Genomic DNA, 24,850 nt, shown 5'->3' on the forward strand with positions numbered 1-24,850 from the left:
CCAGAAACGATCGATCGAGGACACATGGCGACATATCGGCCACCTCGTCGCCACCATCGACCCCGGCGAATGCGACAACTACTTCGCAAACGCAGGCTACGCTTCCGTCAAATCATGAAAGAGTCTAAGCGGCAGCGGGCATAGAAGTTACTTAAAGGCTCCGGAGAGTGACGGACCGCTCAGAGATTGAGCATGCCCACCAAAAGCACTGGTCACGCGACGGAGAAATCCGCATTGGTGAGGCTGAGGCCGACATCGAGCTTTGCGAAGAGCACGCCGGCGCCGGCACCGTTTCCGTCGGCGTCGTAGTAGAGTTCGCCCGAGTCGGTCTCGTAGATGATGCGGTCGCTGGCGTCGCCGGCCAGACCGGTGGTGTTCGCCCGGAAGGCGGAAGCTGCAAGCGTGCCGGGGTTCAGGGCGGTGAAGATCGCGTCCGACAGCAGGAAGCGGTCATCCGCTACGCTGAAGTCGAGGATCGTGTCGATGTTGCCGCCGCCGAGTTTTGTCGCGAAGACGAATGTGTCGGCGCCGCCGAGGCCGCGCAGCTGGTCGGCCCCGCCCTTGCCCTCCAGCCGGTTGTCGCCGGAATTGCCGGTAATCTCCTGTGCGAACTCGTTGCCGGTGAGGTCGATTGCGGAGGTGCCGGCCGAGCCGTTGGTTGTCATGATCTCGACGTGGACGCCTGCGCCGAGCTTGTAGTCCACCGCCACCGACACCCGGTCGGCCGTCCCCGCCGCCGCGCCGGCGGCCTCGACGACGACATCCTCCGAATTGAACACGCGGTAGGTGTCGTTGCCGTCGAGACCTGTCATCGTATCTGCTGCCCCGACGCCGCCGTCATGCAGAATGTTGACGCCGGCATTGCCGATGATGGTCTGTTGCAGCGCATTGCCGGTAAGGTCGATCGCCAACGTGCCGCCATTCGCCGTCGTCCTCAGGGTCTCGACGTGTACCCCGGCGCCGAGAACGTAGTCGGCGCTGGTCGCCACGAGGTCGGCCTCGCCGTCGAAGGCGTCGGCGCCTTCGACGACCACATCATCGGCGCTGTCCACGAAATAGGTGTCGTTGCCGGCGAGGCCCTGCAGCGTATCCTTGCCGCCGCCGCCGCGCAGCACGTTCCTTCCGTTGTTGCCGACGATAGTCTGGTCGAAGGCGTTGCCTGTGAGGTTGATCGCACCCGTGTCGCCGTTCGACGTGGTGCGCAGCGTCTCGACCGCCGCGCCGGCGGTGAGCACATAGGTGACGCTGCTGGTGACGGTGTCGGTGCCTTCGCCAGCGACCTCAAAAATGCGATCAGCGATATCATCGACGTGATAAAGGTCGTCTCCTGCGCCTCCAATCATTGTGTCAGCGTCAAAACCGCCGTTTATCTGATCGCTGCCGTCGCCGCCCTCAAGCAAATCCGCGCCAAAGCCGCCGTCGAGCAGGTCCGCGCCTAAGCCGCCCTCCAGCTTGTCATTGCCAAGACCGCCGCGGATGTCGTTGTCAAAGCCGTCGCCGACCAGCTCATCGTCGAAGGCGGAACCGATGACGTTTTCGATGCCGGTATAGAGGTCCGAGCGACCGCCGCCGAAGCCGAAGGCCTGCTCCAGCAAGACAAAGACGGCCGACGACGCGGTGGAATAATCAACGGTGTCCAGGCCGATGCCGCCCTCGAGCGTGTTGCTGCCGACGCCGCCGTCGAGCCTGTCGTTGCCGGCGCCACCGAGCAGTTGGTCGTCACCGCCATTGCCGGCAAGAAAGTTGTCAAGGCCATCGGCTATCAGCCTGTCGTTGAAATTGGAGCCGAGCAGGTTTTCGATGTCGAAGTATCGGTCGCCATCGGCCTCGCCGGTGTTCTCCGACCGATCGAGAAGACTGGCAACGATGCCCGTTAGCGCAAACATATAGCTGGCGCTGTCGACGCCGGTTCCGCCAAAGAGCCTGTCGCCGTCACTGCCACCGTCAAGTATGTCGTCGCCGCCGCCGCCGGAAAGGCCGTTGCCACGCGAATTGCCGTGCAAGATGTCATCGAAGTTAGAGCCGTGCAGCTCCTGGATATTTATGTATGTGTCGCCGGCGGCGTCGCCGGTGTTCTCCGACGGATTGCGAAGGGTGGCGTGGACTCCGGTTGTGGCGGAACGATATGTAGCGACGTCGTCGACGTTGAAAAGGCCGCCGTCGCCGCCGCCGTCAAGCAGGTCCGCGCCCGGGCCACCGTCGAGAACGTCGCCACCATCTCCGCCGAAAAGCTCGTCATTTCCAGCAAAGCCACGGATAGAGTCGCCGCCGCCGGTGCCGTTCAGAATGTCGTCGCCATTGGTGCCTTGAATAACCGCCATTGGATTTCTCCTATTGTTTCAACCGTTCGCGCAGCCGCATCGCCGCTTGATTGCCAGTCTTTTCCGCCGTTCACCGAGGCGACCGTCTCGGCCGCGAATTGCCGTCGGCGTCACGATGCGCCTTGACGGCCCATGCCCGCGCGGCCAGACGGATGGGACCGTTCGATTTGAGCGCGCTGGCCAGATGCGACTTCAGAACCGCGCGGTGGCCCTCAGGAATACTGGCGCAATAGCCGGGCGCCGGCCCCGCGCCGAGCGTGAACGGCCGCCAGAATGCTTCGAAATCGAGGAAGACGGTTTCGATTTCGATCGGCTCGATGGCGAGCGAACGCAAACCGGCCGCATGACAAATCTTCGCCAGCCCGTCCCGGGTGCAGAACGGAAAACGCCTGCGTTCGTCCAGGACGGCAGCTTCCGGATCGACTTCGGCGGCGGCCTTCCAGAAAGCGTCGATGAAGCCCACGCCGCCGCCGGGATAGTCCCAGACGTAGAAGGACAGCCATCCGTCCGGCTTCAGAACACGCTGCATTTCGGCGAGAGCCGACGGCCGGTCCGGGACGAAGTTCAGCACGAGCGCGGCGGCGACGACGTCCATGCTTGCATCATCGGCCGGAAGGCCTTGCCCGCTCGCCGCCTCGAAGCGGACTCTCCGGTCATCGATCGTCGAACGAGCATGCGCAAGGAAGGCATCCGACGGATCGGTCGACAGAAGCGAGCGCGGTCCGCAATGGGAAAGGATGGCCTCGGTCAGCGCGCCGGTGCCGCAGCCAACCTCGAGCCAGGCGGCATCGCGCGGCGGTGCCAGCCATTCGACGTATTTCGCCGCGATCTGCCGGCTCCAGCGGCCCATATAGTGCTCGTAGTTCTGTCCCGCGTTCCATGCATCGAATCCGGCGATATCGTTCATCTTCTTCCTCGGGTGCGGCTGACAGAGCGGACATTCTCGCGGCACATCGCATGACTTGAAGGCAGCGGACCAAGCAGGGTTTCAAAATCCTCCCGCCTATTCGGCGGGATTGCGGCCGGGCCATGGGATCAGCATTCCCACCTGCTTGCGATAGCGGCGGTATTGATCGCCGAACAGGGCGACGAGATCCCGCTCCTCAAGGAAAATGCCGAGCAGGATGTAACCCGTGCTGCCGGTCGAAAAGAGCAGATGCCCCCACGTCATCGACGGCGTCGCCCAAAAGGCCAGCAGGAAGCCGACATAGATCGGGTGGCGGACCCACTTGTAGAAGAACGGCGTCTTGAAAACCGGAGCGGGCGCTTGCTTCTTGCGCGACGCCGCGAAGACCTGCGCCAGGCCGAACATCTCGAAATGATCGATCAGGTGCGTGCTGATCGCCAAAATCGCCCAGCCGAGCCAGAACACGCCGTTGATGACAGCGATCCAGACGGCGTCTTCGACCGACCAGACTAGCCCGGGAATCGGTCGCCATTGCCAGTAAAGCAGCATGAGGACAAGGCTCGCCAACAGCACGTAGGTGCTGCGCTCGACCGATTTCGGTACGATCCGGGTCCACAGCCGCTTGAAGGCCGGGCGCGCCATGACGCTGTGCTGCGCGGCGAACAGACCGAGCAGCAAGACGTTGACGATCACCGCCTCGACCGGGCTCCCGGCGGCGCCGGAGTCGATGGATTTCGGGACGACGACATTGCCGACGAAGCCGATCGCGTAGAGGAACGAGCCGAGAAATATGGCGTATGCGGCGACGCCGTAAAGAACTGCGGTCACGCCTGCCATGGCTCAGCCTCCTAGCCCTGTGTTGCGGGTGCTGACACAGCCGAGGAATTCGTCGACGGCCGGCCCGATCGGCTCGACATCGAGAAAGGCCGTCACATGATTCTTGCCGACAAGCGGCAGAAACTCGCCTCCGGCCAGTTCTGCGAACTTTCGGATGGCGTCGCATCGGGGATCGAGCGTGCCGGCGATCGCCAGCACCGGTATGCCAAGTCCCGCAAGGGCTGCCGAGAAATCAGGTCTGTCCCTGGCAAGGCTTGCCTGAACGGCGGCGAGATCGTTACCTCGGATGCGTCGGCAGCTATCCGGCGAAAGGTCAGGTGCCAATTGCTTCAGGAAAGCAAGCCACGCCTCGAAGTTGTCCTCGAGTGTGGCTCGCAAGAGGGTCAGGTCCTCGGCGAAGGGATGCGCGCCGTTGACAATCAGTGCACTGACGCGGTCCGGGTGGTACACGGCGGTGGCGAGTGCGATGACGCCGCCCATCGAATGCCCCACGAGCGCGGCGCGGCGAATGCCGGCATGGTCGAGGACGGCAACGATATCCGCCGCCCGCCTGCGGCCCGAATAGGCGGCCGGATCGTGCGGCTTGCCGCTGCCGCCATGGCCGCGGCAATCGACGAGGATCAGCCGCCGTTCGCGCTGCAGGAAATGCTCGACATAACCGGCCTCATGCCAGCACTCACGGCTTTCGGTTACGCCGTGTAGCAGCACAAGCGGCTCGCCGCGGCCGAGGTCTTCATAAACGATCGAAACGCCGTCCTCGGCAACCGCCTCGCAAATGCAGCGAGATGTGGAAGTATTGACCAGTGACATTTCTCGCTCCAGAAAACTCTGCAGGCGTGATCGGCCCGGAGTTGAACCAATAAGCGGCCGGCGTCCCCTCAGCATCCCCTGGCTGTGGACTTTTCGCGTGCGGACCGATGGAGCGATTGGAGTTTCGGGTTCTGGGCTTTCCGGAGTTCCGCATGAACGGGCGGCGGGTGGAGCTTGCCCTGCGCAAGGCGGCCGCGCTCCTCATCTTTCTTGCCGAGGCCGCTGGACCCGTCGCGCGCGACATCGCGGTCACGCTGCTGTGGCCCGAAGCCGACGAAGAGACTGCTCGGGCGCGTCTCAGGCGTACCCTTTACAAGATCCGGGTCGCCTTTGGCAGCGAGATCGTCAGCGCGAGCGGAACGTCCCTCAGCCTGCACCCGGCGCTTTCCGTCGAGATCGACTCCAAGGCATTCGAGTACGCCTGCGACCGCGGCCCTCTTGGAACGGCGACCAACACCTACACGAGCGATTTTCTTGCGGGTTTCTCCCTGCCGGATTGTCAGGAATTCGAGGAATGGGCGTTCTTCAGGCGAGAGGCCTTGCGCAGCCGCCTGACACAGGCGCTGGAGCGTCTGATCGAAACGCAACTCGCCGACGGCGAGGCTCGTACTGCGGTTGTGCATGCGACGCGTCTGGTGGGACTGGATCCGTTAAGCGAAAGCGCACACCGCCATCTGATCCGCGCAAACCTGGCGGCCGGTGACAGGGCGGCAGCCGAGCGCCAGCTCGAAGCATGCGCCCGGCGCCTGCGAGATGAGCTCGGCGTGCCCCTTGATCCTGCTACCGTTGCCTTGTTGCAAGAGCCAAGCAAGGCCATTGAAACGCCGCGAACGCGTTATGTCGAAGTGGAAGGTATCCATCTCGCGTACCAGACCGTCGGCAATGGTCCGCCGGATATCGTGCTCGTTCCCGGCTTCGTTTCGCATGTGGAGCGGATCTGGGAAGACAGCCGCTGCCGTTCGTGGATCGAGGCGGTTTCGGGTATCGGTCGCCTGATCCTGTTCGACCGGCGCGGCGTCGGCCTTTCCGACCGCGTCGGGGCGCGTCCAACCGTCGACGCGACCGCAAAGGACATAGCGGCGGTGATGGACGCGGCCGGGAGCCGCCGCGCTCTGATCATCGGCTCTTCAGAGGGCGGACCCGGCTGCATCCGCTTTGCGGTCGACCATCCCGATCGCCTGGTCGGGCTCGTTCTCTGGGGATCCATGGCCAAAGGCAGCTATGCGCCCGACTACCCCTTCGCCTTGACCGCCGAGCAATACGAGCTCTGGAAGCGACGCCTGATCGCCAACTGGGGTGGACCGGCCGAGATCGAGACCTTTGCCCCGAGCCTCGTCGGAGACCGCCAGGCGGAAGCCTGGTGGGCCGGGTTGCTGAGGGCGGCCTCCAGCCCAGGCGCTGTGACGGGCGTGCTCGAAGCGCTGCGCGACACCGACGTCCGCCATCTGCTTGCAAGTGTCTCGGTCCCAACACTGGTGCTGCATCGCTCGGGCGACCGCGCGGTCCGCTCGGAGGCGGGTCGTTTCCTTGCTGCGAAGATATCCGGAGCGCGGTTCCTGGAGGTCGCCGGTGACGACCACTGGTTCTGGGTCGGCGACCAGGAGCCGCTTCTCCGCAGCATCAAGGAGCTAGCGAGACGCCATCGCTGATGGCTCAGGCAGCGCGCGCCCGCGCAGTGTCAACGTATGAGAGCGGGGTCCGGCGTCACCGCCCTCGCCGACGCCGGCGAGGTAGCCGCGGTGGGGCAACCAGGCTGCGGACGATCCTGTTCGAGGAGGCGGCGCGCCGCTCGGAACCTCCTCCCCGCCGAGCAAGGGGCACAAAGGCGAGGAGGCTCCCTGCTCGCGCGCGCCTTCGGCGTATCTGAGCCTCCGAGTTCATCATTTTATCAGCGCGACCCCGCTAGTCGCCTCGTAAAAAGCGACAGCGCCAGCGGCAGTCGAAAGCAGGATGCCGATGACGAGGGCAGCAATTAGGATGGGTGATTCGTCTTTCATGTGCCGTGTCTCAAAAAAGGCCGGCCGACAATCAGTTCCCATTGTCTGGGGGCACAAGGGACCGTGCCGTCCGTCGCATCGATTTGCAACAATTGGATAACGAATCTAGGCGGCAGAGGCCGCTGCGCTCACCCCGCGAATGCGCCCAGCAAAAGCAGGATGCCGAGTCGTTGGCAAGGACAATATGGCGAGCAGCGCCTGGTCTCGCAAGGACCCCGTCGACGGCGGCCTCGTCGCGCTGTCTTCAGGCGTTTCTGAAGGCGATCAGGTGATCGCCGGCAATCTTCAGAAGATATTCCGGGCGCGCCCAACCGATGCCGGAGGAAAAGCCGCAGCTCTAGGATGAACTGGCCCGCCGCGGCGTCAGTTCCCCGGCAGTTGGAGCCATCTTATTGCCACCAGACCAGTCGTCGGTCGATCTGCACAAGCAGGCCGTAGAGCGCCAGGCTGACTGCCGAGGATAGGAGGATGGCTGCCCAGACGGTAAGCGAGTCCATTTCGGCCGTTCCGCGGTAGACGATCTGGCCGATGCCTTTGTAAGCCCCCAGCATTTCGGCCACGATCACGGCGATCGTGCTTCTGGCGAGGCCTATGCGCAGGCCGGTCACGATGGACGGCATTGCGGCCGGCAGGCGCAGGCGCCACAGGATCGCCAGCCGGCCCGCGCCGAAACTGCGCAGCAGGTTTACCTGTCCGTCCTCGGTGCGCGTGAACCCTTCGAGGGCGGCGAGCAGCACCGCGAAGCTGACGGCGAGCGCCGCTATCGCGATCTTCGAGGCCGGCCCCATGCCGAACCACAGCAGCGCCAGCGGCACGAAGGCGATCGACGGCACCGTGTTGAGCGCGACGACCAGCGGCAGCAGAAGTGCCTCGAGGGGCGGCATCAGCAGGAACAGGCAGGCGAGCGCCAGCCCAATCGCCGCGCCGACCGCAAAGCCTGACAGGGCCTCGAAGGTGGTCAGCCACAGCCCATCGGCGAGCTGCGGAAAACGCTGGACTGCGGCGGCTATGATGCCGGTCGGGCTTGGCAGCACATATTGCGGCACCTCGCCGAAGGCGACGGCCGCCTCCCAGGCGAAGCCGAAGACGAGAGCCGCGAAGAGAACGGGCAGGCACGCGTTGAGTAGCGCATTCAAGCGGGACGCCACCATACGTATTTCCTTTCGATGACGGCGAGCAGGCCGTAGAGCAAGGTGCCGAGCAGGCCGCACACGACGATCAGCACCCAGATGCGCTCGACCTGCTCGAAATAGAGCGCCTGCAGCAGCATCACGCCGAGGCCGACGGTGTCACCGAACCATTCGCCGACGATCGCGCCGATCAGGCTCAGCGAGACGGCGAGCTTCAGGCCCGTGAAGATGGACGGAAGGGCGGTCGGCAGCGCGAGCCGCCAGAAGATTTGCGTCCGCGTCGCACCGAAGCTGCGGAAGAGGGCGACGCGATTGCCGTCGACCGCTTGCAAGCCGCGCAGGGTCGACACCGCGACGGGGAAGAAGGAGAGATAGAGCGCAATCACCACTTTGGAGAGCAGGCTGTTGCCGAACCAGATGACGACGACCGCGCCGAAGGCGATAACCGGCACGCTCTGCAGCGCGACGAAAAACGGCAGCACCGAGCGTTCAAGCACCCGGCTGCCGGCGAAGGCCATGCCGCAGGCGATGCCGAGCGCGGCACCGGCGAGAAAGCCCAGGACGGCCTCGGCGAGCGTGCGCAGAAAGCTTGCGAGGAGTTCCGGCCAGACCGCGGCGGCGTCCGCGGCGACGCGCCCGAGCGGCGGCAGATAGCGCGGCGGAACGCCGAGCAGCGGCACGAGGACGAGCCATGCAAGCCCGACGATGAGCAGGGCGGTGGCGGGATGCGCGAGCGTGAGGTGTCGCTTCATGGAAACTCCGTGGCGGAAACGCCCGGCGGGTTCATAGAGCGGAATGCGATCAAAACGATCGGCATTCCGCTCCCTCTCTTTGTTCTGCGCATGATCTTCGCCCGAAAAGCCTGCAACTTCGGGATCATGCCCCAATCGCCGGAAGTTTCCGCGTACCTCACATCGACTTTGCGTCGGCCGGCGTCTTGGCCCAGAAGCTGCCGTCGAAGGCGGCCTCCAGATCGACGGGCGCGGCGAGGGCCTTGTACTCGATCAGGCTGTCGTGCACGGCCTTGATCGAGGCCATGTCGATGGCGCCCAGACCCTCGCTGCCACCGAGCCTGGCGCGCATCAGCTTCTCGATCTCATCGAGCATGAGCTCCTGGTGCTTGCGTTCCAGGCCTGAGCCGGCGGCCATGACGATGTCGACGGCTTCCGCCTTGTGCTCGAAAGCGTATTTCCAGCCCTTGAGGGTGGCGTCGAGGAATGCCTGCACGACCTCCGGCTTTTCCTTGATCATCTTCTCGGAGGTGACGATCGAATCCTGTTGGGTGGTGACGCCTGAATCGTCGGGCAGGAAGGTCTTGATGTTGTCGATGCCCTGTTCCTTCAGCGTGTTGAGCTCGTTGTAGAGCGTCACTGTCGCGACGTCGTACTGCTTGTCGATGAAGGGCTGCATGGAGAAGGGTTGCGAGACGATGGTGACGTCGCTCTGCGACAGGCCCTCGTGCGCGAGCACGGAATAGAGCGTGAATTGCGGGCCGGTCATCTAGGTGGCGACCGTCCTGCCCTTGAAATCCTTGACCGAGTTGATCCCGGAACCGTCGTAGGCGACGTAGGCGAAGGGTGTCATCTGCTGCGACATGCCGATGCAGATCAGCGGCAGGCCTTTCTCGCGGGCGTAGAGCACGCCTTCCGTGCCGCTGGCGATGCCGAACGTGTCTGCGCCGGACGCGACGAGCGTCTCGACATTGATGTTGGGTCCGCCGGGGTTGATGGTGGCGTCGAGGCCGGCCTCTTCGTAGAAACCCTTGGCCTTGGCGACGTAGATCCCCGCGAACTGGGCCTGCGCGACCCATTTCAGCCGGACGGAGACGGCCTCCGCCGCCGTGGCGGGCAGCGTGATGCCGAAGGAGGCGACGGCGAGGACGGCGGCAACGATGCCGCGCTTGAGCCGGAGAGTCATTCTGTTCCCCTAATTGGTGTATGCGCAACTGGCTCTTGCAACATATGTGCCAACCATAAAATGCATCCATGAGCGGTGAATTTGGCAAAGCTGAAGCTAAATATCGGCTTTCCGAGTGTTTGGATGCGAAAAATGCTCATTGTGTATGCAGTTTTGACAAGTGTGATTTTTTAAGCTGGATTGCCTTCAATCAACCGCCCCAATGCCCGTAAAGCCAATGCCCGTAAAGAGAGGACAGAGAATGATCGACCAGCCCTTGTGGTCCGTCGAATTCACCCGGCTTTCCGACGCGATCCGCTCGGGCTCCGTCCCCTCTTGCGACCTGACGGAGCTGATGCTCGAGCGCATCGCCGCCCATGACGGCCGGCTCCATTGCTATGCGGCGGTGGCGCCGGAGATCGCGCGCGCGGCGGCCCGTGCAGCCGATGCGGAGATCGCCGCAGGGAACTGGCGCGGTCCGCTGCACGGTATTCCGCTCGCCGTGAAGGATGCGTTCGCCACCGTCGACATTCCCACCGGCTTCGGCAGCCCCGTCTTCGCCGGCCAGGCGATCGCCGCGGAATCGACCGCGACGGCGCGGTTGCGGGCGGCCGGCGCCGTCATGCTCGGCAAGCTCACGCTGACCGAGGGTGTCTATGCCGACCACCACCCCACTGTCACGCCGCCGGTAAACCCGTTCGGCGCCGCGCACTGGACAGGCACCTCGTCCTCCGGTTCCGGCGTTGCCGTGACCGCCGGACTTGCCTATGCGACGCTCGGCACGGATACCGGCGGGTCGATCCGCCTGCCGTCCTCCTGCTGCGGCGTCGTCGGCATCAAGCCGACATGGGGCCGTGTCAGCCGGCACGGCGTCTTCCCGCTCGCCGAATCTCTCGACCATGTCGGGCCGATGGCGCGCAGCGTCGCCGATGCGGCGGCCCTCCTTGCCGTGATCGCCGGCCCCGACCCGTCCGATTCCACGGCGGCGCCGGCGCCGGTCGACGACTATTTCGAAGCGGCGCTGGCCGCCGACGTCGCCGGGTGCACGATCGGCATCGACCGTGCCTTCATCGCCTCGCGCGCCACCGGCGAGGTGCAGGTTACGATCGAAGCCGCCGTGGAGGTGATGAGCGGCCTCGGCGCGCGGTTCGTCGACGTGGCGTTTCCCGATCCCGATGCGATCCTGCGCGGCTGGGCGCTGCAGTGCGCAGTCGAATGCGCGCTTGCCCACGAGGGCACCTATCCGGCGCGCAAGGCCGAATACGGCGCGCGGCTTTCGGCCCTCATCGAGCGCGGGCGTGCGCATACGGCGCGCGACATGGCGCTCGCCCTGCAGGATCGCCGCGACTTCAACGGCCGCATGGCGCGGCTGTTTTCCGGCATCGACCTGCTGCTGGTGCCGGGCCTGCCGGCCGCCGGCCCGTCGATGGACTTCATGGCCTCGCTCGGCGAGGACCCGGCGGCGATCCTCGCCATCGGCCCCTTCACGGCGCCCTTCGACGTCTGCGGCTATCCGACAATCACGCTTCCCTGCGGCCAGAGCAGCGAGGGCATCCCAATCGGACTCCAGTTCGTCGGCCGCCCCTTCTCCGAGACGCTGCTGTGCCGCGCCGGCGGCGCCTACCAGAGCATCACCGCCTTCCACCGCCGCCGCCCGGATCTGTAGCTCCGCGCCTTCAGTAGCCGCGCGAGGGATCCACCGCTCCCTCGAGCGGGGCGCCGGCGAGATGGGCGTCCAGATTGGCGAGGAAGCGGGCGTGGAAATCCGCATCGCTGCTGCCACCGCACCAGGAAATGTGCGGACTGACGAAGACGTTCGGCAGGCGATAGAGCGGATGCCCGTCGGGAAGCGGTTCCGGCGTGGTGACGTCGAGTGTCGCATGGCCGATCCGGCCGCTTTCGAGAGCCTCGACCAGTGCCTCCTGATCGATGAGACCGGCGCGGGAAATGTTGACGAGGTGCAGGCCGGGCTTGGCCGCCTTCAGCAGTGCGGCGCCGACCAAACCCTGCGTCCGCGGCGTCAGCGGTGCGGCGATGACGAGGTGGTCGGCGCCGGCAAAGACATCGGCCGGGTCGGCGCAGGCGATGATGCCGTCGTCGCCTTGCCACGGCGTTCGCCGGTGGGCGAGCACGCGCATGTCGAAGGCGAGCGCCCGCCGGGCGATCGCCTTGCCGATCGAGCCGTAGCCGATGAGGCCGAGCGTCCTGCCATGCAGGCGGCCGACCGCATGCGGGCCACGCCAGTCCGCCTCGGCACGTGCCCGCGTCTGCTCGAGCCCGCGCTCGATGCGCAGCATGGCCGCGAAGACGAACTCGGCGATCGGCACGGCATTGAGGCCGCGCCCGCAGGTGACGAGCCGCCCCTGCATCAATCGCGGCGGGTAGGTCTCGACGCCGGTCGACAGCACCTGCACCCACTTCAGCGCGTCGGGGAAGGCGTGGCCGGCGGGCGTCCGGCTCCAGCCGGGCAGCATCCGCGTGACGAGGATGTCGGCCTCCGGATCGATCCGCCAGGGCTCAGCCGGCGACAGGTCGTCGACGACCACCGGCTGCGAGGGATGCGCGGCGACGAGGCGGCCGAACCCGGCGTCCAGATGATTGACGATCACGGGTCTCCTGCGCGTGGACATGCCTCTCCTTCCGCGCCGGCGGCGCGGTCACTGGCGAACGGTGTGGTGGTGCGCGATCTACTGCGCGCGGCTAAGACTGGCCGGCAATGAGGATATGAAGTCGGTCAGCTGATCGCCGAGGAGCTGGACGTGCTCGCTCGCCGCCTTGCGGGCGGCTTCGGGGTCGCCGGCGTCGATCGCGTCCATGATGCGCACATGCTCGCTGAGCGAGCTCAGCATCCGCCCCGGCTGGTAGGTGGCGCGCATGCGGTAGGCGCCGATGCGGCGGCGAAGCTGGATCGCCTGGTCGGCGATGAAGTGGGTGTGCGCGGCTTCGTAGAGCAGGTCGTGGAACTTCTGGTTGACCTTGTAGAAGGCGATTGGGTCGCCGGTCTCGTAGGCCTGGATCAGCTCCTCGTGGACCTGACGCATCGCCGCGCGCTCGGCGGGCGTGGCGCGCCGGGCGGCGAGGCGGGCGCAAAGGCCCTCGAGCGCCGACATGACGTCGAACATCTCGAGCAGCGCCGGGATGGAAAGCAGCGCCACATGGGTGCCCTGGCGGCCACGCGTCTCGATGAGACCAACCGCCAGAAGCGCCTTGATCGCCTCGCGCACCGGCGTGCGCGACAAGCCGAAGCGGCGGGCGAGCTCCATCTCGTCCAGCCGCTCGCCAGGCGCCAGGCGGCCGTCGAGGATCATCTGCTCGAGCTGCTCGCGCAATTCGCCCGACCGCGTCGGCGCGCGCGTCGGGGGTACAGACGCGGTCCTGGCGCTTGGCGAGCCGATTTCATCGGGGTCCACGGCGAGCACTCCTCTCGCGTTGCTTGCGACGGTCAGATGGGACTTCAAGGGTGCCATTTATACTTTTCTTCCTGGCCTGCATGCAATCTCGGGATCACCGGCATACCAGCCTGTCGAGGCAGGTTATCAGCTTTTCCACAATCATCGCGGGTGCCTCGATCATCGGGAAATGGCCAGACTCGTAACCGACGATTTCGGTCGCGGCGAAACAGTCCATTGGCTGGGGATCGGCGAGACGCGCCACCCATGTGGAGTTCAGCATCAGGGCGGGGCAGGAGACCAGCGGCCAGCGCTCCTCCGCGTCCCAGGCGAAGAGCCTGTCCTTGACGTCGAGCGCGAAATCCTCGGGCGCCGCCGCCACCATGTCGCCGGTGATCGCCCGCCGCGCCGCCTCCGGCGTTTGCGGATGCACGATGGTGTCGATCATGGCGCGCATCCGCCCCGCATAATCGGCGGCAAATTCCGCGTGCCGCCGGGCGATCTCCGCATCGGGGACGCGGCCGTAATAGCCACGGTCCGTCAGCGTATCCAGCCCGATGAGCGCGCGGACCCGCTCCGGCGCGCGGATCGCCGCCTCCGTCATCACCGGCCCGCCCATCGAATGGCCGACGAGCACGGCGTCGTTCACGCCGAGATAGGCGAGCAGGCGGGCGACGGCGGCACCCATGGCGCCGATCGTCCGTCCTTCGTCGGGCGGCGCCATCATGCCGCCGAAGCCGGGAAGGGTGACCGCGAGGACGCGGCGGTCGTGCGCCAGCGCAGGTGCGATCGGGGCCCAGATGTCGGCACTGCCGCACCAGCCGTGGACGAGCACCAGCCAGTCGCCGGCACCGAGCGTGCGATAGCCGATCCTGCCGCCCATCGGGGCGTCGAGCGTTTCGAGCGGTGGGAAGGCGTCGTCGGTCATGCCTCACCCCTTGATGCCGCTGGTGGTCATGCCCTGGGTGAAATATTTCTGCAGGAGCAGGAAGAGCAGGATCAGCGGCAGCGTCGCGACCGTGGCGCCGGCGAAGGTCTCGCCCCAGTTCGGCAGCTGCGTCGGCGAGCCCTGCTGGGCGATCGCCACCTGGATGAGCTGCTTGGCGGGGTCCTGGACGATCACCAGCGGCCACAGGAAGCTGTTCCAGGAAAACAGGAAGGTGATCAGCCCCAGCGTCAGCATCGGCACCTTCACGTTGGGCAGGATGATGGAGAAGAAGATGCGCACATGGCCGGCGCCGTCGATGCGCGCGGCGTCCTCCAGCTCCGACGGCAGGTCCTCGAAGGCCTGCTTCAGCAGGAACAGGCCGAACGGGCTGGCGATCCACGGGATCATGACGCCGAGCAGCGTGTTGGAAAGCCCGAGCCCGGAGACGACCTGGTAGAGCGGCACCATCAGCGCCTCGATCGGCAGCAGGAAGGTGAGCAGGATCAGCACGAAGACGATCTTAGCGCCGGGAAAGCGGACGCGCGTCAGCGAGTAGGCGGCCATCGCGCAGAGCAGCAGCGTCAGCGCCACCTGCCCGCCGGCGACGATCGCCGTGTTGAGCAGCGCCGTCAGCACGTTGGTCCGCTCGAACAGCGTGCGGTAGTTCTCGACCGTTCCGCCCACGGGAAGGAAGGCCTTCCAGGAAAGCGGCGTGACGTCGTTGAAGAGCGTGAGCTGGTTCTTGAAGGACGACGCCACGATCCAGGCATAGGGCGCAAGGAAGCAGCAGAGGATGAGGAGGATGACGAGGGCGACGAAGAGGGTGCGCCGCAGGGGATGCGTCTTCATGTCAGTGGTTCCAGCGCGCGCGCAGCAGCGCCATCTGGATCATCGAGATGGCGAGCACCACGAGCAGCAGCACCACCGACAGCGCCGAAGCGTAGCCCGCCTGCTGCATGATGAAGGCGGTGTTGTAGATGTGGTAGACGACGAGGTTCGTGGCCTCCTGCGGGCCGCCCTGCGTCATCAGGAAGGCCGGCGCGAAGGCCTGCAGCGAGAACACCGTCATGATGACGACGACGAACAGCGTGGTGCGCGACAGGAGCGGGATCGTCACGTTCCACAGCACCTGGCGCCGCGTAGCGCCGTCGATGCGCGCGGCTTCCGTCAGTTCCGGCGGCAGGCCCTGAAGCCCGGCGAGGAACAGGATCGCGCCGAAGCCGACCTGCTGCCACAGCGTCATGACGACCAGCGCCGGCAGCGCCTGGCCCGTCGAGGTCAGGAAGGGCTGGTTGGCGATGCCGAAGAGGTTGAGCACGCCGTTGACGAGGCCGTTCGACGGATCGAGCAGGAACGACCACATGGTCGCCACCACCACGGCGGAGGTGACGACCGGCAGCATGATCATCGTGCGCACGAGGCCGCGCGCCGGCAGCTTCGAATTCAGGAACAGCGCCAGCAGGAAGGCGATCGGGATCACGGTGAGCACGACGCCGAGCGCGAACAGGAAGGTGACGCCGAAGCTGACGGCGGCATCCTCGTATTCGATCATGTCGGCGAAGTTGCGCAGCCCGACGAACTTCGCCGCCGCCGGGTTGAGCAGGCTGTAGTCGTAGACGCTGTTCTTCGCCATCAGCATCAGCGGAACGTATTGGAAGATCAGCAGAAGGATCATGAACGGCGCGAGGAAGCCGGCCGCGAAGAGCCAGTCCCGCTTCTGCCGGCGCGTCGCCGGCTTGCGCGCCCTGGCTGTCGTGCGGGCCGGGGCCGCGGTGAGGGTGTTCGAGGTCGACATTCCTGCGTCCGTTCGTCGGAGCGAAATGACAGGATCGATCGCCATTCCGCTCCATCTCGTTGTTTCGCCGCGGTGCGAAAGCTGCGGCTGTCGGGTATGCCCTAGCGGTCGAGCATCCGCTGGACCTTCTTCTCGGCGTCGGCCATCAGCTCGGCCGGGTCGCCGCCGAAGGCCACGGCGCGCAGCGCGTCGGTGACGAGCTTGTCGTACTGCGCGAACTTCGGTCCGGGCGGCCGCGGCTGGCCCCATTCCTGAAGCTGGTCGACGAACACCTTCATCGGGTAGCCACTGTAGATCTCGAAGCGCGGAAACAGGCTCTTCAGCGTCGGCAGGTTGCCGCGCTGGCTGACGTTCATATAGGCATATTCGCCCCACGACATGTCGACGACGAACTTCGCGGCGACCTCCGCGTGCCGCGAGCGCGCGGCGACGCCGATCGTGGTCGAGCCAGTGTGGACGACAGGCGTCTTGAAATGCGGGATCGGCGTGATGCCCCACTCGATCTTCGGGTCCTTGAGAAGCGCGTTCCCGGCGGCCGGCGTGTCGATGTAGAAGCATGCCTTGCCGTCGAAGAAGGCGTTGGGGATGCCGACCTTCGGTGCGACGCCCTCGGAATTGAACAGCGAGCGGTAGAAGGTGAGCGCCTCCACGGCCTCCGGCGTGTTGAGGTAGCCCTCGACCGTCTTGCCGTCGGACGAGAGCGCCCAGAAGGTCTTGTAGGCGCTGCTCGACGGGTTCGCCTTCGGATCGCCGGCCGAGCGCTGGAAGATCAGGTCCTGATAGACGAGGCCGGGCTGGCCGTTGCCGAAGCGCGTCGGCCCCAGGCCCCAGACGGTCGGAGAGCCGGCCTGGCCCTGCTGGCAGGCCTTGAAGGCTTCCAGCGCCTGCGGCCAGGTCCAGGAATCCGCGAGCGTCTGCGGCGGCTTGATGCCGGCGGCTTCGACGAGCGTCTTGTTGTAGTACATGGCGACGGTGGTCTGCTCGATGCCCGGCGAATAGACCTCGCCCTCGTAGCTGTGCTCGGCCCTGGTGGCCGGCAGGATGTCCTCGTCCCAGCCTTGCGGCAGGTATTTGGTCAGCGGCAGCAGAATGCCGGACGCGGCATAAGACTGCGTGTTCGGTCCGTCATAGACCAGGATGTCCGGCGGATTGGAGCTCGCCGCCTGCACCGAGATGGTGTCGGCGAGCTGGGCGAAGGGAACCTCATTGATCTCGAACTGGACGCACGGGTTATCCTTCTGCCAGGCCTCCATCGGCGCGGGATAGGGATAATTGCCGGGCGTGCGCAGGATCCTGAGCGTCACCGTTTCGCCGGTGCAGGCCGCCGCCTCCTGCGCGTGCGCCACGCCGGCAGCGCCGAGCGCGGACGCCGCCAGAAGGCCGGCGCGGAGTAGATTGCGGGCATCCATAAGCTGTTCTCCTTGTTCCTGGTGACGTTCGTCGCCTGTGTTCAGTTCACCTTGCGGCCGCCCTAGAGGGCTCGTCCGGTTGCCGGGTCGAAGATCGCTATCCAGGCGGACACGATGCTTACGCCCTGCCGTTCGCCTTCGCCCGCCGCGCGCTCGGGCGGCAGCATGGCCGAGCAGGCGACGCCGGCGAGCGTGAAATGGACCAGCGTCGTCGGCCCCAGCAGTTCCGCCATGTCGACGACGACCGAAAACGAGGGATCGCCGTCGGCCAGGAAGTGCTCCGGCCGTACGCCGATCTCCACCGTTTGTCCGACGCGTTCCGCAAGCGCCTCGGCCTTCGCTACCGGCGCGGGAACGGTCGCCTCGCCCAGCTTCAGAGCGGGGCCGGCATCCGTCATGACGATTTCGGCCGGCAGGAAGTTCATGGTCGGGCTGCCGATGAAGCCGGCAACGAAGCGCGTCGCCGGGCGCTCGTACAGCTCCTGCGGCGTGCCCTGCTGCTCGATCCGGCCGCCATGCAGGATGACGACGCGGTCGGCGAGCGTCATCGCCTCCATCTGGTCGTGCGTGACGTAGACGGTCGTCGCCTTCAGCCGCTTGTGCAGCCTGCGGATCTCCGCCCGCATCTGTCCGCGCAGCTTGGCGTCCAGGTTGGACAGCGGCTCGTCGAACAGGAAGACGGCCGGGTCGCGGACCATGGCGCGGCCCATGGCCACACGCTGGCGCTGGCCGCCCGAAAGCTGCTTCGGCCGGCGATCGAGCAGGCCGGCGATGTCGAGCACCTCGGCTGCCTCCTCGACACGGCGGCGGATTTCCGGCCTGGCCATGCCCGCCAGCCTGAGGCCGAAGCTCATGTTCTGCGCGACGGTCATGTGCGGGTAGAGCGCGTAGTTCTGGAAGACCATGGCGATGTTGCGCTCGCGCGGTTCCAGCTCGTCGACCCGGCGCTCGCCGATCCAGATCTGCCCGTCGGAAAGCTCCTCCAGGCCGGCGATCATCCGCAGCATCGTCGATTTGCCGCAACCCGACGGTCCGACGAGCACGACGAACTCGCCGCTGCGGATATCGAGACTGAGATCCTCGATCGTGGTCGCACGGGCGTTTTCATAGGTCTTCCCCACATGCCTGAGGGATACGTCTGCCATGGGGGTCTTTCCGAACGTCCTTCATTGGCCGTGCGCGCGGCTCGTGGACCGACTTTGCGGGCAATTTGGTATTCATGCAATAGTGATCCGTATGCAAAAAAGGGAAACATGCAATACACGGCGGAAATGCCGAAAATGGAGGCGGATTGCTCATGTTTTGCGCTCAGCCGCCGGTCTGAATACGAGCAAGCCGATCAATTTAGGAACCTTGCGCAAAAATCCCTGTGGTTGCGGCAAAAGGCCATGGACAAGGCGCAAAATTTACGTATGCAAGAAAAGGAAATATGTATTCAAAGGAGAACCCGGGTGCAACTCAATCTGGCTGGAAGGACGGCGCTGATCACCGGGGCCTCCCAGGGTATCGGTCACGCGATCGCCAGGGTGCTGGCGGCGGAAGGGTGCCATCTTCACCTTGCCGCGCGCAATCGCATGGCGATGGAGACGCTGAAAGCGGAACTCGCCGCCTATCCGGTCGAGGTCACCGTCCATGAGGCCGATCTCGGAACGACCGAGGCCATGGTCGCCCTCGACAAGGCCTGCGGTGACTACGATATCCTCATGAACAATGCCGGCGACATCCCGGCAGGCAGCATCGAGGACGTGACCGACGAGTCGATCCGCCGCGGCTTCGACCTCAAGGTCTTCGGCTACATCACGCTGTCGCGTGAATTCTGGAGGCGGCGCAAGGGCAAGGGCGGCGTCATCATCAACGTCATCGGCAATTCGGGCGAGAACTGGGACGCCGCCTATTTCGCCGGCTCGACCGGCAACGCCGCGCTGATGAGCTTCACCAAGGCGCTGGGCGGGCGCAGCATGGATGAGGGCATTCGCGTCGTCGGCGTCAATCCCGGCCCGGTCGATACGCCGCGCATGTTCAAGATCATGAAGCGCAAGGCGATCGACATGCTCGGCGACGAGTCGCGCTGGGAGGAGCTCTACGCCAAATATCCGGGCAAGCGTCCGGCGACGGCCGAAGAGGTGGCCGACCTCTGCGCCTTCCTCGCCTCGCCCAGGGCCGGCTACATCAGCGGCACGGTCGTGACCATCGATGGCGGCATCGCCGCGCGCGGCTCGGTAATCTGACCGCCATGGCCGACGCACGCACCCGCAACCGCTATTTCGACGACCTGTTCTCGACGCCCGACCTGGCGTGGATGGGCCAGAACACCAATCACGTGCCCGCGCATCCGGCGGTCGTGGAGGCGATGGTCCGCTCGATCGAGGCCGGCGAGTTCAACGCCTATGCGCCGCCGATGGGGTTCGAGGCGCTGCGCGACGCCATCGTCGCCGATCTCGGCGTCCCCTCCTGCGAGGCGCTCGTCACCGAGGGCGGCGTCAATGCGCTCGCCATGATCTGCAAGGCGCGCGCGAAGCCGGGTACGACGCTGGTGACGACCGACCCTACCTGGAAATGGCCGTGCCTGTTCGCCGAGCAGGCTGGCGCCGAGGTGATCCAGATTCCGATCTACGATCCCGCGACGAACTTCAAGCTGACGCCGCAGGCGCTGCGCGCTGCCGTCGACGAGCGTTGCGCCATCATCTACATCGTCGATCCCAACAATCCGCTCGGCATCCGCTACGAACGGGCGGAGATCGAGGCCTTCGCCGACATCGCCCGTTCGGTCGGCGCGCTGATGATCCACGACTGTACTTACCGCGACTTCGCCGACGGCCACACCCCGGTGCTCCAGGTGGCACCGGAAGGCACCGTCGTATCGCTCAGCTTCTCCAAGTGGCTCGGCCTCGCCGGCATGCGCATCGGCGCGCTGGTCGCCGAACCGACGCTGGTCGACGAATTCTCCGCGGCTTCCACCTCGGTGCTCGGGGCATCCGTGGTCGCCCAGCGCGCCGCCATGGCCGGCCTTTCGGTCAAGGCGGAATGGATGCAGGAGGTGCGCCGCCTCGACCGCGCCAACAAGGAGATCGTCATCGAGGCGGCTAGAGCGGCCGGGCTGTCGGTGCCGATCCCGGTGTCGCACGGCAATTTCCTGGTGATCGAGACGGCCGCGACCGGGGTCTTCCCGGAAGCGATCGTCGAGGCAGCGCGCCGCGATGGCGTGATGATCCGGCAGGGCCGCTACCATACAGCCGCTTTCGGCGACCGCTTCATCAAGGTCTCGACCTCGGTGCCGGCGGCCTGGGCCGAGCGCTTCCGCGAAGGCCTGCCGCGCTATATCGAGACCGCGCGCACGCTCAACGATGTGCCGGCCCTATTTTAGGATCGGTACGGGACGGCAAAGGGACTGCTGAAAGAGGCTCCGCATGTATGCAACCGCGAGCGACGGCACGAAGCTCTACTACGAGACGGCGGGGGAGCACGGCACCCCCATCCTGTTCGTCCACGAGTTCGGCGGTAACTACGACGCTTGGGAGCCGCAGATGAGCTTCTTCGCGCGCCGCCACCGCTGCATCACCTATGCGGCCCGCGGCTACGCGCCGTCGGATATACCAGCCGACGTGGAGAAATATTCGCAGGCGATCGCAGCGGCCGACGCGCTCGCCGTGCTGGATGCGCTCGGCATCGATAAGGCGCATGTCGTCGGCCTGTCGATGGGCGGCTTCGCGACGCTGCATTTCGGCCTGCGCTTTCCCGGGCGGGCGCTGTCGCTCACGGTCGCCGGCGCCGGCTACGGCACCGAACGCGAAACGGCTGACTATTTCCGCAACACCTCGCTCAAGGTGGCGGAGAATTTCGAGAAGGACCCGGTCGGCTTTTCAAAGATCTACGCGCTCGGGGCGAGCCGCGTGCAGTTCCAGAACAAGGACCCGCGCGGCTGGGCCGCCTTCGCCGCGCGGCTGTCGCGCCATTCGCCGGTGGGCGCGGCCAATACGATGCGTGGCGTCCAGTGCCGCCGCCCGTCCTTCTGGGACCTGGAGGACGAGCTGAAGCGCATGACGGTGGCGACGCTGGTGATGACCGGCGACGAGGACGACCACTGCCTACAGCCGTCGATCTACCTCAAGAAGACGCTGCCAGCCGCCGGCCTCGCCATCCTGCCGAAGACCGGGCACACGCTGAACCTCGAGGAGCCGGCGATGTTCAACGCGCTCGTCGCTGACTTCATCGCTCAAGTCGAGCAGGGTGCCTGGAAACCGCGCGACCCGCGCGCCGATCCTGGCCAGGTCATGCGGACGGAGTGACTGCATGGCGCTGCCGAGGATTTCCGCCGACCGGCTCTGGCAGCGCTTGATGGCGCTCGGCGAGGACGGCGCGCTGCCTGGCGGCGGCGTCAACCGCCAGGCGCTATCTGCGGAGGAAATCCTGGCCTGGCGCCGGCTGATCGACTGGGGCGCGGGAGCCGGTCTCAAACCCTCGACCGATTTCGCCGGAAACCTCTTCCTGACCCTGGAAGGCTCCGCTCCCCAGCTGGCGCCCGTCGTCGCCGGCAGTCACATCGACAGCCAGCCGACGGGCGGTCTCTTTGATGGGGCCTTCGGCACGCTCGCCGCCCTTGAGGCCGCGACCGCCATTGCCGAGGCCGGCCTCACGCCCGAACGGTCGATCGTCGTCGTCGCCTGGATGAACGAGGAGGGGAGCCGCTTCGCCCCGGGCATGATGGGTTCCGAACTGTTTGCTGGCCTGCGCCCGGCAGAAGAGGTGATGGCCGTGCGCGACGCCGACGGCGTGAGCGTCGGCGAGGCGCTGAAGGCGGTTCACGACGCCTTTCCGCGGATCGCGCGCCGGCCGACCGGCTTCCCGGTCCACGCCTATGTCGAGCCGCATATCGAGCAGGCGGACAGGCTGGAAAGCGAGGGCGCCGTGATCGGCGTGGTTTCAGGCATCCAGGGCAAGAAGACCTATGAGATCAGGCTGACCGGCCGCGAGGCGCATGCCGGCACCGAGCCGATGGCGCGCCGGCAGGATGCCGTCAAGGCGTTCGCCGGCATCGCCGCACGCATGCATGAAGCGATGGCGGGGGATCCACTGGTGAAGTTCACCATCGGTCGCGTCGTGGTCGAGCCGAATGCACCTTCCGTCGTGCCGGCCAGGGTGACGTTCCGCATCGATCTGCGCCATCCCGACAATGCGGCGCTCGAGGTTTTCGGCGCCCGCATCGAGGAGATCGCGAAAGCCGGCGCGGGGGCCTGCGGCGTCGATATCCGCCGGCTCGTCGACGCGCCGTCGAACGGCTTCGATACGGGTCTGCGCATGGCGATCGGGGCGTCGGCCGACCGGCACGGCCTCGCCAGGCTCGACCTGCTGTCCGCCGCCGGCCACGATGCGCGGCAGATGGCGTCGCTGACGCGCGCAGCGATGATCTTCATTCCCTGCCGTGGCGGCATCAGCCATCATCCGGGCGAATGGGCCGAGCCCGCCCATGTCGCAGCCGGCGCCACGGTTCTTCTCGACCTCCTGATGGCTGAGGCGGGCGTTTCGTCGAAACAAGGAGATGAAAGATGAGCACAGCCGAAGACATGGCGGAAATGCCGGTCCAACTGCCGCGCGAGCCCGCCAATGCGGCGCAGGCGCGCAGCCGCTACTTCAACTCCGGCAACGCCTTCAACATCAAGCTTCCCCCGGTGCCCGGCCATATCTTCGTGGACGAGCCGGCAGCGGCGCTGAAGATGGAGAAGACCGGCTTCATCGACTGCGACCAGTCGGCGAGCATGCAGTGCGCCTTCCCGGCCACGACGCCGCTGATGCTGGCGCGCTACGCCGTCGTAAAGGCAGGCGAGACGCTCGATACGACGCTCTCGAACACGGCGTCGATCTGGTACGTCATCGAGGGCAGTGCCGATCTTTCGATCGGCGAGGAGAAGGCCGCGCTCGGCAAGGGCGACGTCTTCCTGCTGCCAGGCGGCACAGCCTCGTCGATCGCCGCGCGGCAGGACGGCGTTTTGTGGGCCGTCGGCAACGATCCGCAGCTGAAATTCGACGCCTCGGTCCCGGTGACGGGCGCCGAGGCCGCGGTGCAGTTCGTGCACTATCCGGCCGGCGAGATCGCGCACCAGCTCGACGTCGTCTACAACCGCAACGCCAATGCCGACACCTCGGGCCATGCGCTGATCTTCTCCGCCGAGAAGACCGTGGCCGCACGCAACATCACGCCGACGATGACGCTGTCGCTCAACACGCTGAAGCCCAGAAGCGAGCAGCCGCCGCACAAGCACAATTCGGCGGCCATCACGCTGGTCGTCGCCGGCGAACCGGCCTATTCCATGGTGGCCGAGCAGAAATGCGACTGGTCGCCCTGGGCGACGCTGGTCACGCCGCCGGCGGCCAAGCACAGCCATCACAACCACGGCAGCACGCGCGCCGAATTCCTGATCGTGCAGGACGGCGGCTTCTATTATCACGCCCGCACCATGGGCTTCGAGTTCTACTGATGCGCCTGATCATCGACACGGATACGGCCGGCGACGACACCTATTCGCTGCTCTTGGCGATGCGCACGCCCGGCTCGACGCTGGAGGCGGTGACGATCTGCGCCGGCAACGTGCCGTTCGACCAGCAGGTGGAAAACGCTCTGGCAACGATCGAGGCGGCGGGCTTTTCCGGAAAGGTGCCCGTCTATTGCGGGGCGCGGCGGCCCATGGTCAAGCCGTGGGAAGCCTCGACCATGCACGGCAACGACGGCATGAGCGGCGCGAACCTGCCGATCGCCCGCCAGCGCCCGGAAAGCCAGCACGCGGTCGATGCGATCATCGATCGCGTCATGGCGGAGCCCGGCAAGATCGACATCCTGGCGCAGGCGCCGCTCACCAACATAGCGCTCGCCGTGATGAAGGAACCGCGCATCGCCAAGGCCGTGCGCCATCTCTGGATCATGGGCGGCACCGACAATTCCGTCGGCAACATCACGCCCTGCGCGGAGTACAATTTCTTCATCGATCCGGAAGCGGCGAGGATCGTCTTCGAGGCAGGCTTCGACATCACGCTGTCGACCTGGACGCTGACGCTGAAATCCAGCGTGTTCGAGACGGACCAGCTCGACGAGATATTCGCGATGAAAACGCCGCTGTCGGAATTCTACCGCAAGGTGTCCGCCGTGCCGCGGCAGATGGCGCAGGCGCGCTACGGCCGGCCGATGAGCACGCATCCGGACTCGCTCACCTGTGCCTGCGCGCTCGACCCCACCCTCATCGAGGCGTCGCGGCAGGCGGTGGTGCGCATCGAAACGGCCGGGGAGATCACGCGCGGTTTTTCGGCGATCCACCCGCCGGTGCTCGGCAACCGCTGGCCGGACTACAAGGTCAACGCGCGGGTCATCGAGCGGGCCTCCAACGGCGGCTTCTTCCGCATGATGAAGCAGGCACTCGCATAGGAGCGTCTCCCGCAGAGACC

At 66.0% G+C, this 24,850-nt stretch carries 22 protein-coding genes and 2 pseudogenes; 10 read left to right on the forward strand and 14 right to left on the reverse strand.

Translation table 11 applies throughout. The annotated features are described in order from the left end of the window. Positions 1-118, forward strand: a pseudogene (locus C7I84_RS30410) (IS630 family transposase); the annotation flags it as partial. A gap of 94 nt (positions 119-212) precedes the next feature. On the opposite strand, the gene C7I84_RS24510 reads toward C7I84_RS30410, so the two are convergent. The 4 genes from C7I84_RS24510 to C7I84_RS24525 all read right to left on the reverse strand — a co-directional run bounded on the left by C7I84_RS24510 (position 213) and on the right by C7I84_RS24525 (position 4,875). Further along, positions 213-2,321, reverse strand: coding sequence for a calcium-binding protein (locus tag C7I84_RS24510; protein WP_106774853.1), 2,109 nt, complete (start codon positions 2,319-2,321; stop codon positions 213-215). A 70-nt stretch (positions 2,322-2,391) separates the two neighbouring features. Next, positions 2,392-3,228, reverse strand: coding sequence for a class I SAM-dependent methyltransferase (locus tag C7I84_RS24515; protein ID WP_106774854.1), 837 nt, complete (start codon positions 3,226-3,228; stop codon positions 2,392-2,394). 96 nt (positions 3,229-3,324) lie between these two features. Then, the gene (mddA, locus tag C7I84_RS24520; RefSeq protein WP_106774855.1) at positions 3,325-4,065 is read right to left on the reverse strand and encodes a methanethiol S-methyltransferase; all 741 of its coding nucleotides are present in this window, start codon (positions 4,063-4,065) and stop codon (positions 3,325-3,327) included. A gap of 3 nt (positions 4,066-4,068) precedes the next feature. Beyond that, entirely contained in the window at positions 4,069-4,875 is an 807-nt protein-coding gene (locus C7I84_RS24525) for an alpha/beta fold hydrolase (protein ID WP_165816199.1), read from the reverse strand. Positions 4,876-4,982: 107 nt separating this feature from the next. On the opposite strand from C7I84_RS24525, the gene C7I84_RS24530 reads away from it, so the two are divergent. Both C7I84_RS24530 and C7I84_RS30195 read left to right on the forward strand, forming a co-directional pair. Then, the gene (locus tag C7I84_RS24530; protein WP_106774857.1) at positions 4,983-6,524 is read left to right on the forward strand and encodes a bifunctional AfsR/SARP family transcriptional regulator/alpha/beta hydrolase; all 1,542 of its coding nucleotides are present in this window, start codon (positions 4,983-4,985) and stop codon (positions 6,522-6,524) included. A 532-nt stretch (positions 6,525-7,056) separates the two neighbouring features. Then, the gene (locus C7I84_RS30195; protein ID WP_165816198.1) at positions 7,057-7,218 is read left to right on the forward strand and encodes a hypothetical protein; all 162 of its coding nucleotides are present in this window, start codon (positions 7,057-7,059) and stop codon (positions 7,216-7,218) included. Between the two features lie 43 nt (positions 7,219-7,261). Here the strand turns inward: C7I84_RS30195 and C7I84_RS24535 are convergent, their stop codons facing one another. From C7I84_RS24535 to C7I84_RS30715, 3 genes and pseudogenes are all read right to left on the reverse strand, one after another. Further along, positions 7,262-8,023 carry an ABC transporter permease gene (locus tag C7I84_RS24535; RefSeq protein WP_106774858.1) on the reverse strand — a complete coding sequence of 254 codons (762 nt, stop codon included), beginning with the start codon at positions 8,021-8,023 and terminating at the stop codon, positions 7,262-7,264. Next, the gene (locus tag C7I84_RS24540) at positions 8,005-8,754 is read right to left on the reverse strand and encodes an ABC transporter permease (RefSeq protein ID WP_106774859.1); all 750 of its coding nucleotides are present in this window, start codon (positions 8,752-8,754) and stop codon (positions 8,005-8,007) included. The genes C7I84_RS24535 and C7I84_RS24540 overlap by 19 nt, the downstream gene beginning before the upstream one ends. A 157-nt stretch (positions 8,755-8,911) precedes the next feature. Next, positions 8,912-9,919, reverse strand: a pseudogene (locus tag C7I84_RS30715) (ABC transporter substrate-binding protein). A 241-nt stretch (positions 9,920-10,160) separates the two neighbouring features. Between C7I84_RS30715 and C7I84_RS24550 the strand changes: the two are divergent. Continuing rightward, positions 10,161-11,564 carry an amidase gene (locus C7I84_RS24550; RefSeq protein WP_106774860.1) on the forward strand — a complete coding sequence of 468 codons (1,404 nt, stop codon included), beginning with the start codon at positions 10,161-10,163 and terminating at the stop codon, positions 11,562-11,564. A 10-nt stretch (positions 11,565-11,574) separates the two neighbouring features. Here C7I84_RS24550 and C7I84_RS24555 read toward each other — a convergent pair whose 3' ends face one another. From C7I84_RS24555 to C7I84_RS24585, 7 genes are all read right to left on the reverse strand, one after another. Further along, on the reverse strand, positions 11,575-12,528 hold the full coding sequence (locus C7I84_RS24555) for an NAD(P)-dependent oxidoreductase (RefSeq protein ID WP_133170152.1): 954 nt from the start codon (positions 12,526-12,528) through the stop codon (positions 11,575-11,577). Between the two features lie 57 nt (positions 12,529-12,585). Beyond that, entirely contained in the window at positions 12,586-13,308 is a 723-nt protein-coding gene (locus C7I84_RS24560) for a GntR family transcriptional regulator (protein ID WP_245428594.1), read from the reverse strand. Positions 13,309-13,402: 94 nt separating this feature from the next. After that, a complete protein-coding gene (locus tag C7I84_RS24565; protein WP_106774863.1) occupies positions 13,403-14,215 on the reverse strand; it encodes an alpha/beta fold hydrolase in 813 nt (270 codons plus the stop codon). Positions 14,216-14,218: 3 nt separating this feature from the next. Then, positions 14,219-15,064, reverse strand: a complete 846-nt coding sequence (locus C7I84_RS24570; RefSeq protein ID WP_106774864.1) for a carbohydrate ABC transporter permease — start codon at positions 15,062-15,064, stop codon at positions 14,219-14,221. A gap of 1 nt (position 15,065) precedes the next feature. Then, the gene (locus C7I84_RS24575) at positions 15,066-16,010 is read right to left on the reverse strand and encodes a carbohydrate ABC transporter permease (RefSeq protein WP_165816200.1); all 945 of its coding nucleotides are present in this window, start codon (positions 16,008-16,010) and stop codon (positions 15,066-15,068) included. Positions 16,011-16,111: 101 nt separating this feature from the next. After that, the gene (locus C7I84_RS24580; protein WP_106774866.1) at positions 16,112-17,419 is read right to left on the reverse strand and encodes an extracellular solute-binding protein; all 1,308 of its coding nucleotides are present in this window, start codon (positions 17,417-17,419) and stop codon (positions 16,112-16,114) included. A gap of 62 nt (positions 17,420-17,481) precedes the next feature. Further along, a complete protein-coding gene (locus C7I84_RS24585) occupies positions 17,482-18,564 on the reverse strand; it encodes an ABC transporter ATP-binding protein (protein ID WP_106774867.1) in 1,083 nt (360 codons plus the stop codon). 306 nt (positions 18,565-18,870) lie between these two features. Between C7I84_RS24585 and C7I84_RS24590 the strand changes: the two genes are divergently transcribed. From C7I84_RS24590 to C7I84_RS24615, 6 genes are read left to right on the forward strand one after another with little or no spacing between them, the layout of a single operon-like run. Beyond that, positions 18,871-19,647 (forward strand): SDR family oxidoreductase, encoded by a 777-nt coding sequence (locus tag C7I84_RS24590; protein WP_106774868.1) that lies wholly within the window; start codon positions 18,871-18,873, stop codon positions 19,645-19,647. Positions 19,648-19,652: 5 nt separating this feature from the next. Beyond that, positions 19,653-20,783, forward strand: a complete 1,131-nt coding sequence (locus C7I84_RS24595) for a pyridoxal phosphate-dependent aminotransferase (RefSeq protein ID WP_106774869.1) — start codon at positions 19,653-19,655, stop codon at positions 20,781-20,783. Between the two features lie 43 nt (positions 20,784-20,826). Continuing rightward, positions 20,827-21,705 carry an alpha/beta fold hydrolase gene (locus C7I84_RS24600; RefSeq protein ID WP_106774870.1) on the forward strand — a complete coding sequence of 293 codons (879 nt, stop codon included), beginning with the start codon at positions 20,827-20,829 and terminating at the stop codon, positions 21,703-21,705. Between the two features lie 4 nt (positions 21,706-21,709). Continuing rightward, positions 21,710-22,966 carry a hydantoinase/carbamoylase family amidase gene (locus tag C7I84_RS24605; protein ID WP_106774871.1) on the forward strand — a complete coding sequence of 419 codons (1,257 nt, stop codon included), beginning with the start codon at positions 21,710-21,712 and terminating at the stop codon, positions 22,964-22,966. Beyond that, a complete protein-coding gene (locus C7I84_RS24610) occupies positions 22,963-23,892 on the forward strand; it encodes a cupin domain-containing protein (protein ID WP_106774872.1) in 930 nt (309 codons plus the stop codon). Before C7I84_RS24605 ends, C7I84_RS24610 begins: the two co-directional genes overlap by 4 nt. Next, a complete protein-coding gene (locus C7I84_RS24615; RefSeq protein WP_106774873.1) occupies positions 23,892-24,830 on the forward strand; it encodes a nucleoside hydrolase in 939 nt (312 codons plus the stop codon). The genes C7I84_RS24610 and C7I84_RS24615 overlap by 1 nt, the downstream gene beginning before the upstream one ends. Positions 24,831-24,850 lie beyond the last annotated feature (20 nt).

The organism is Kumtagia ephedrae, assembly GCF_003012745.1.
Classification (GTDB): domain Bacteria; phylum Pseudomonadota; class Alphaproteobacteria; order Rhizobiales; family Rhizobiaceae; genus Kumtagia; species Kumtagia ephedrae.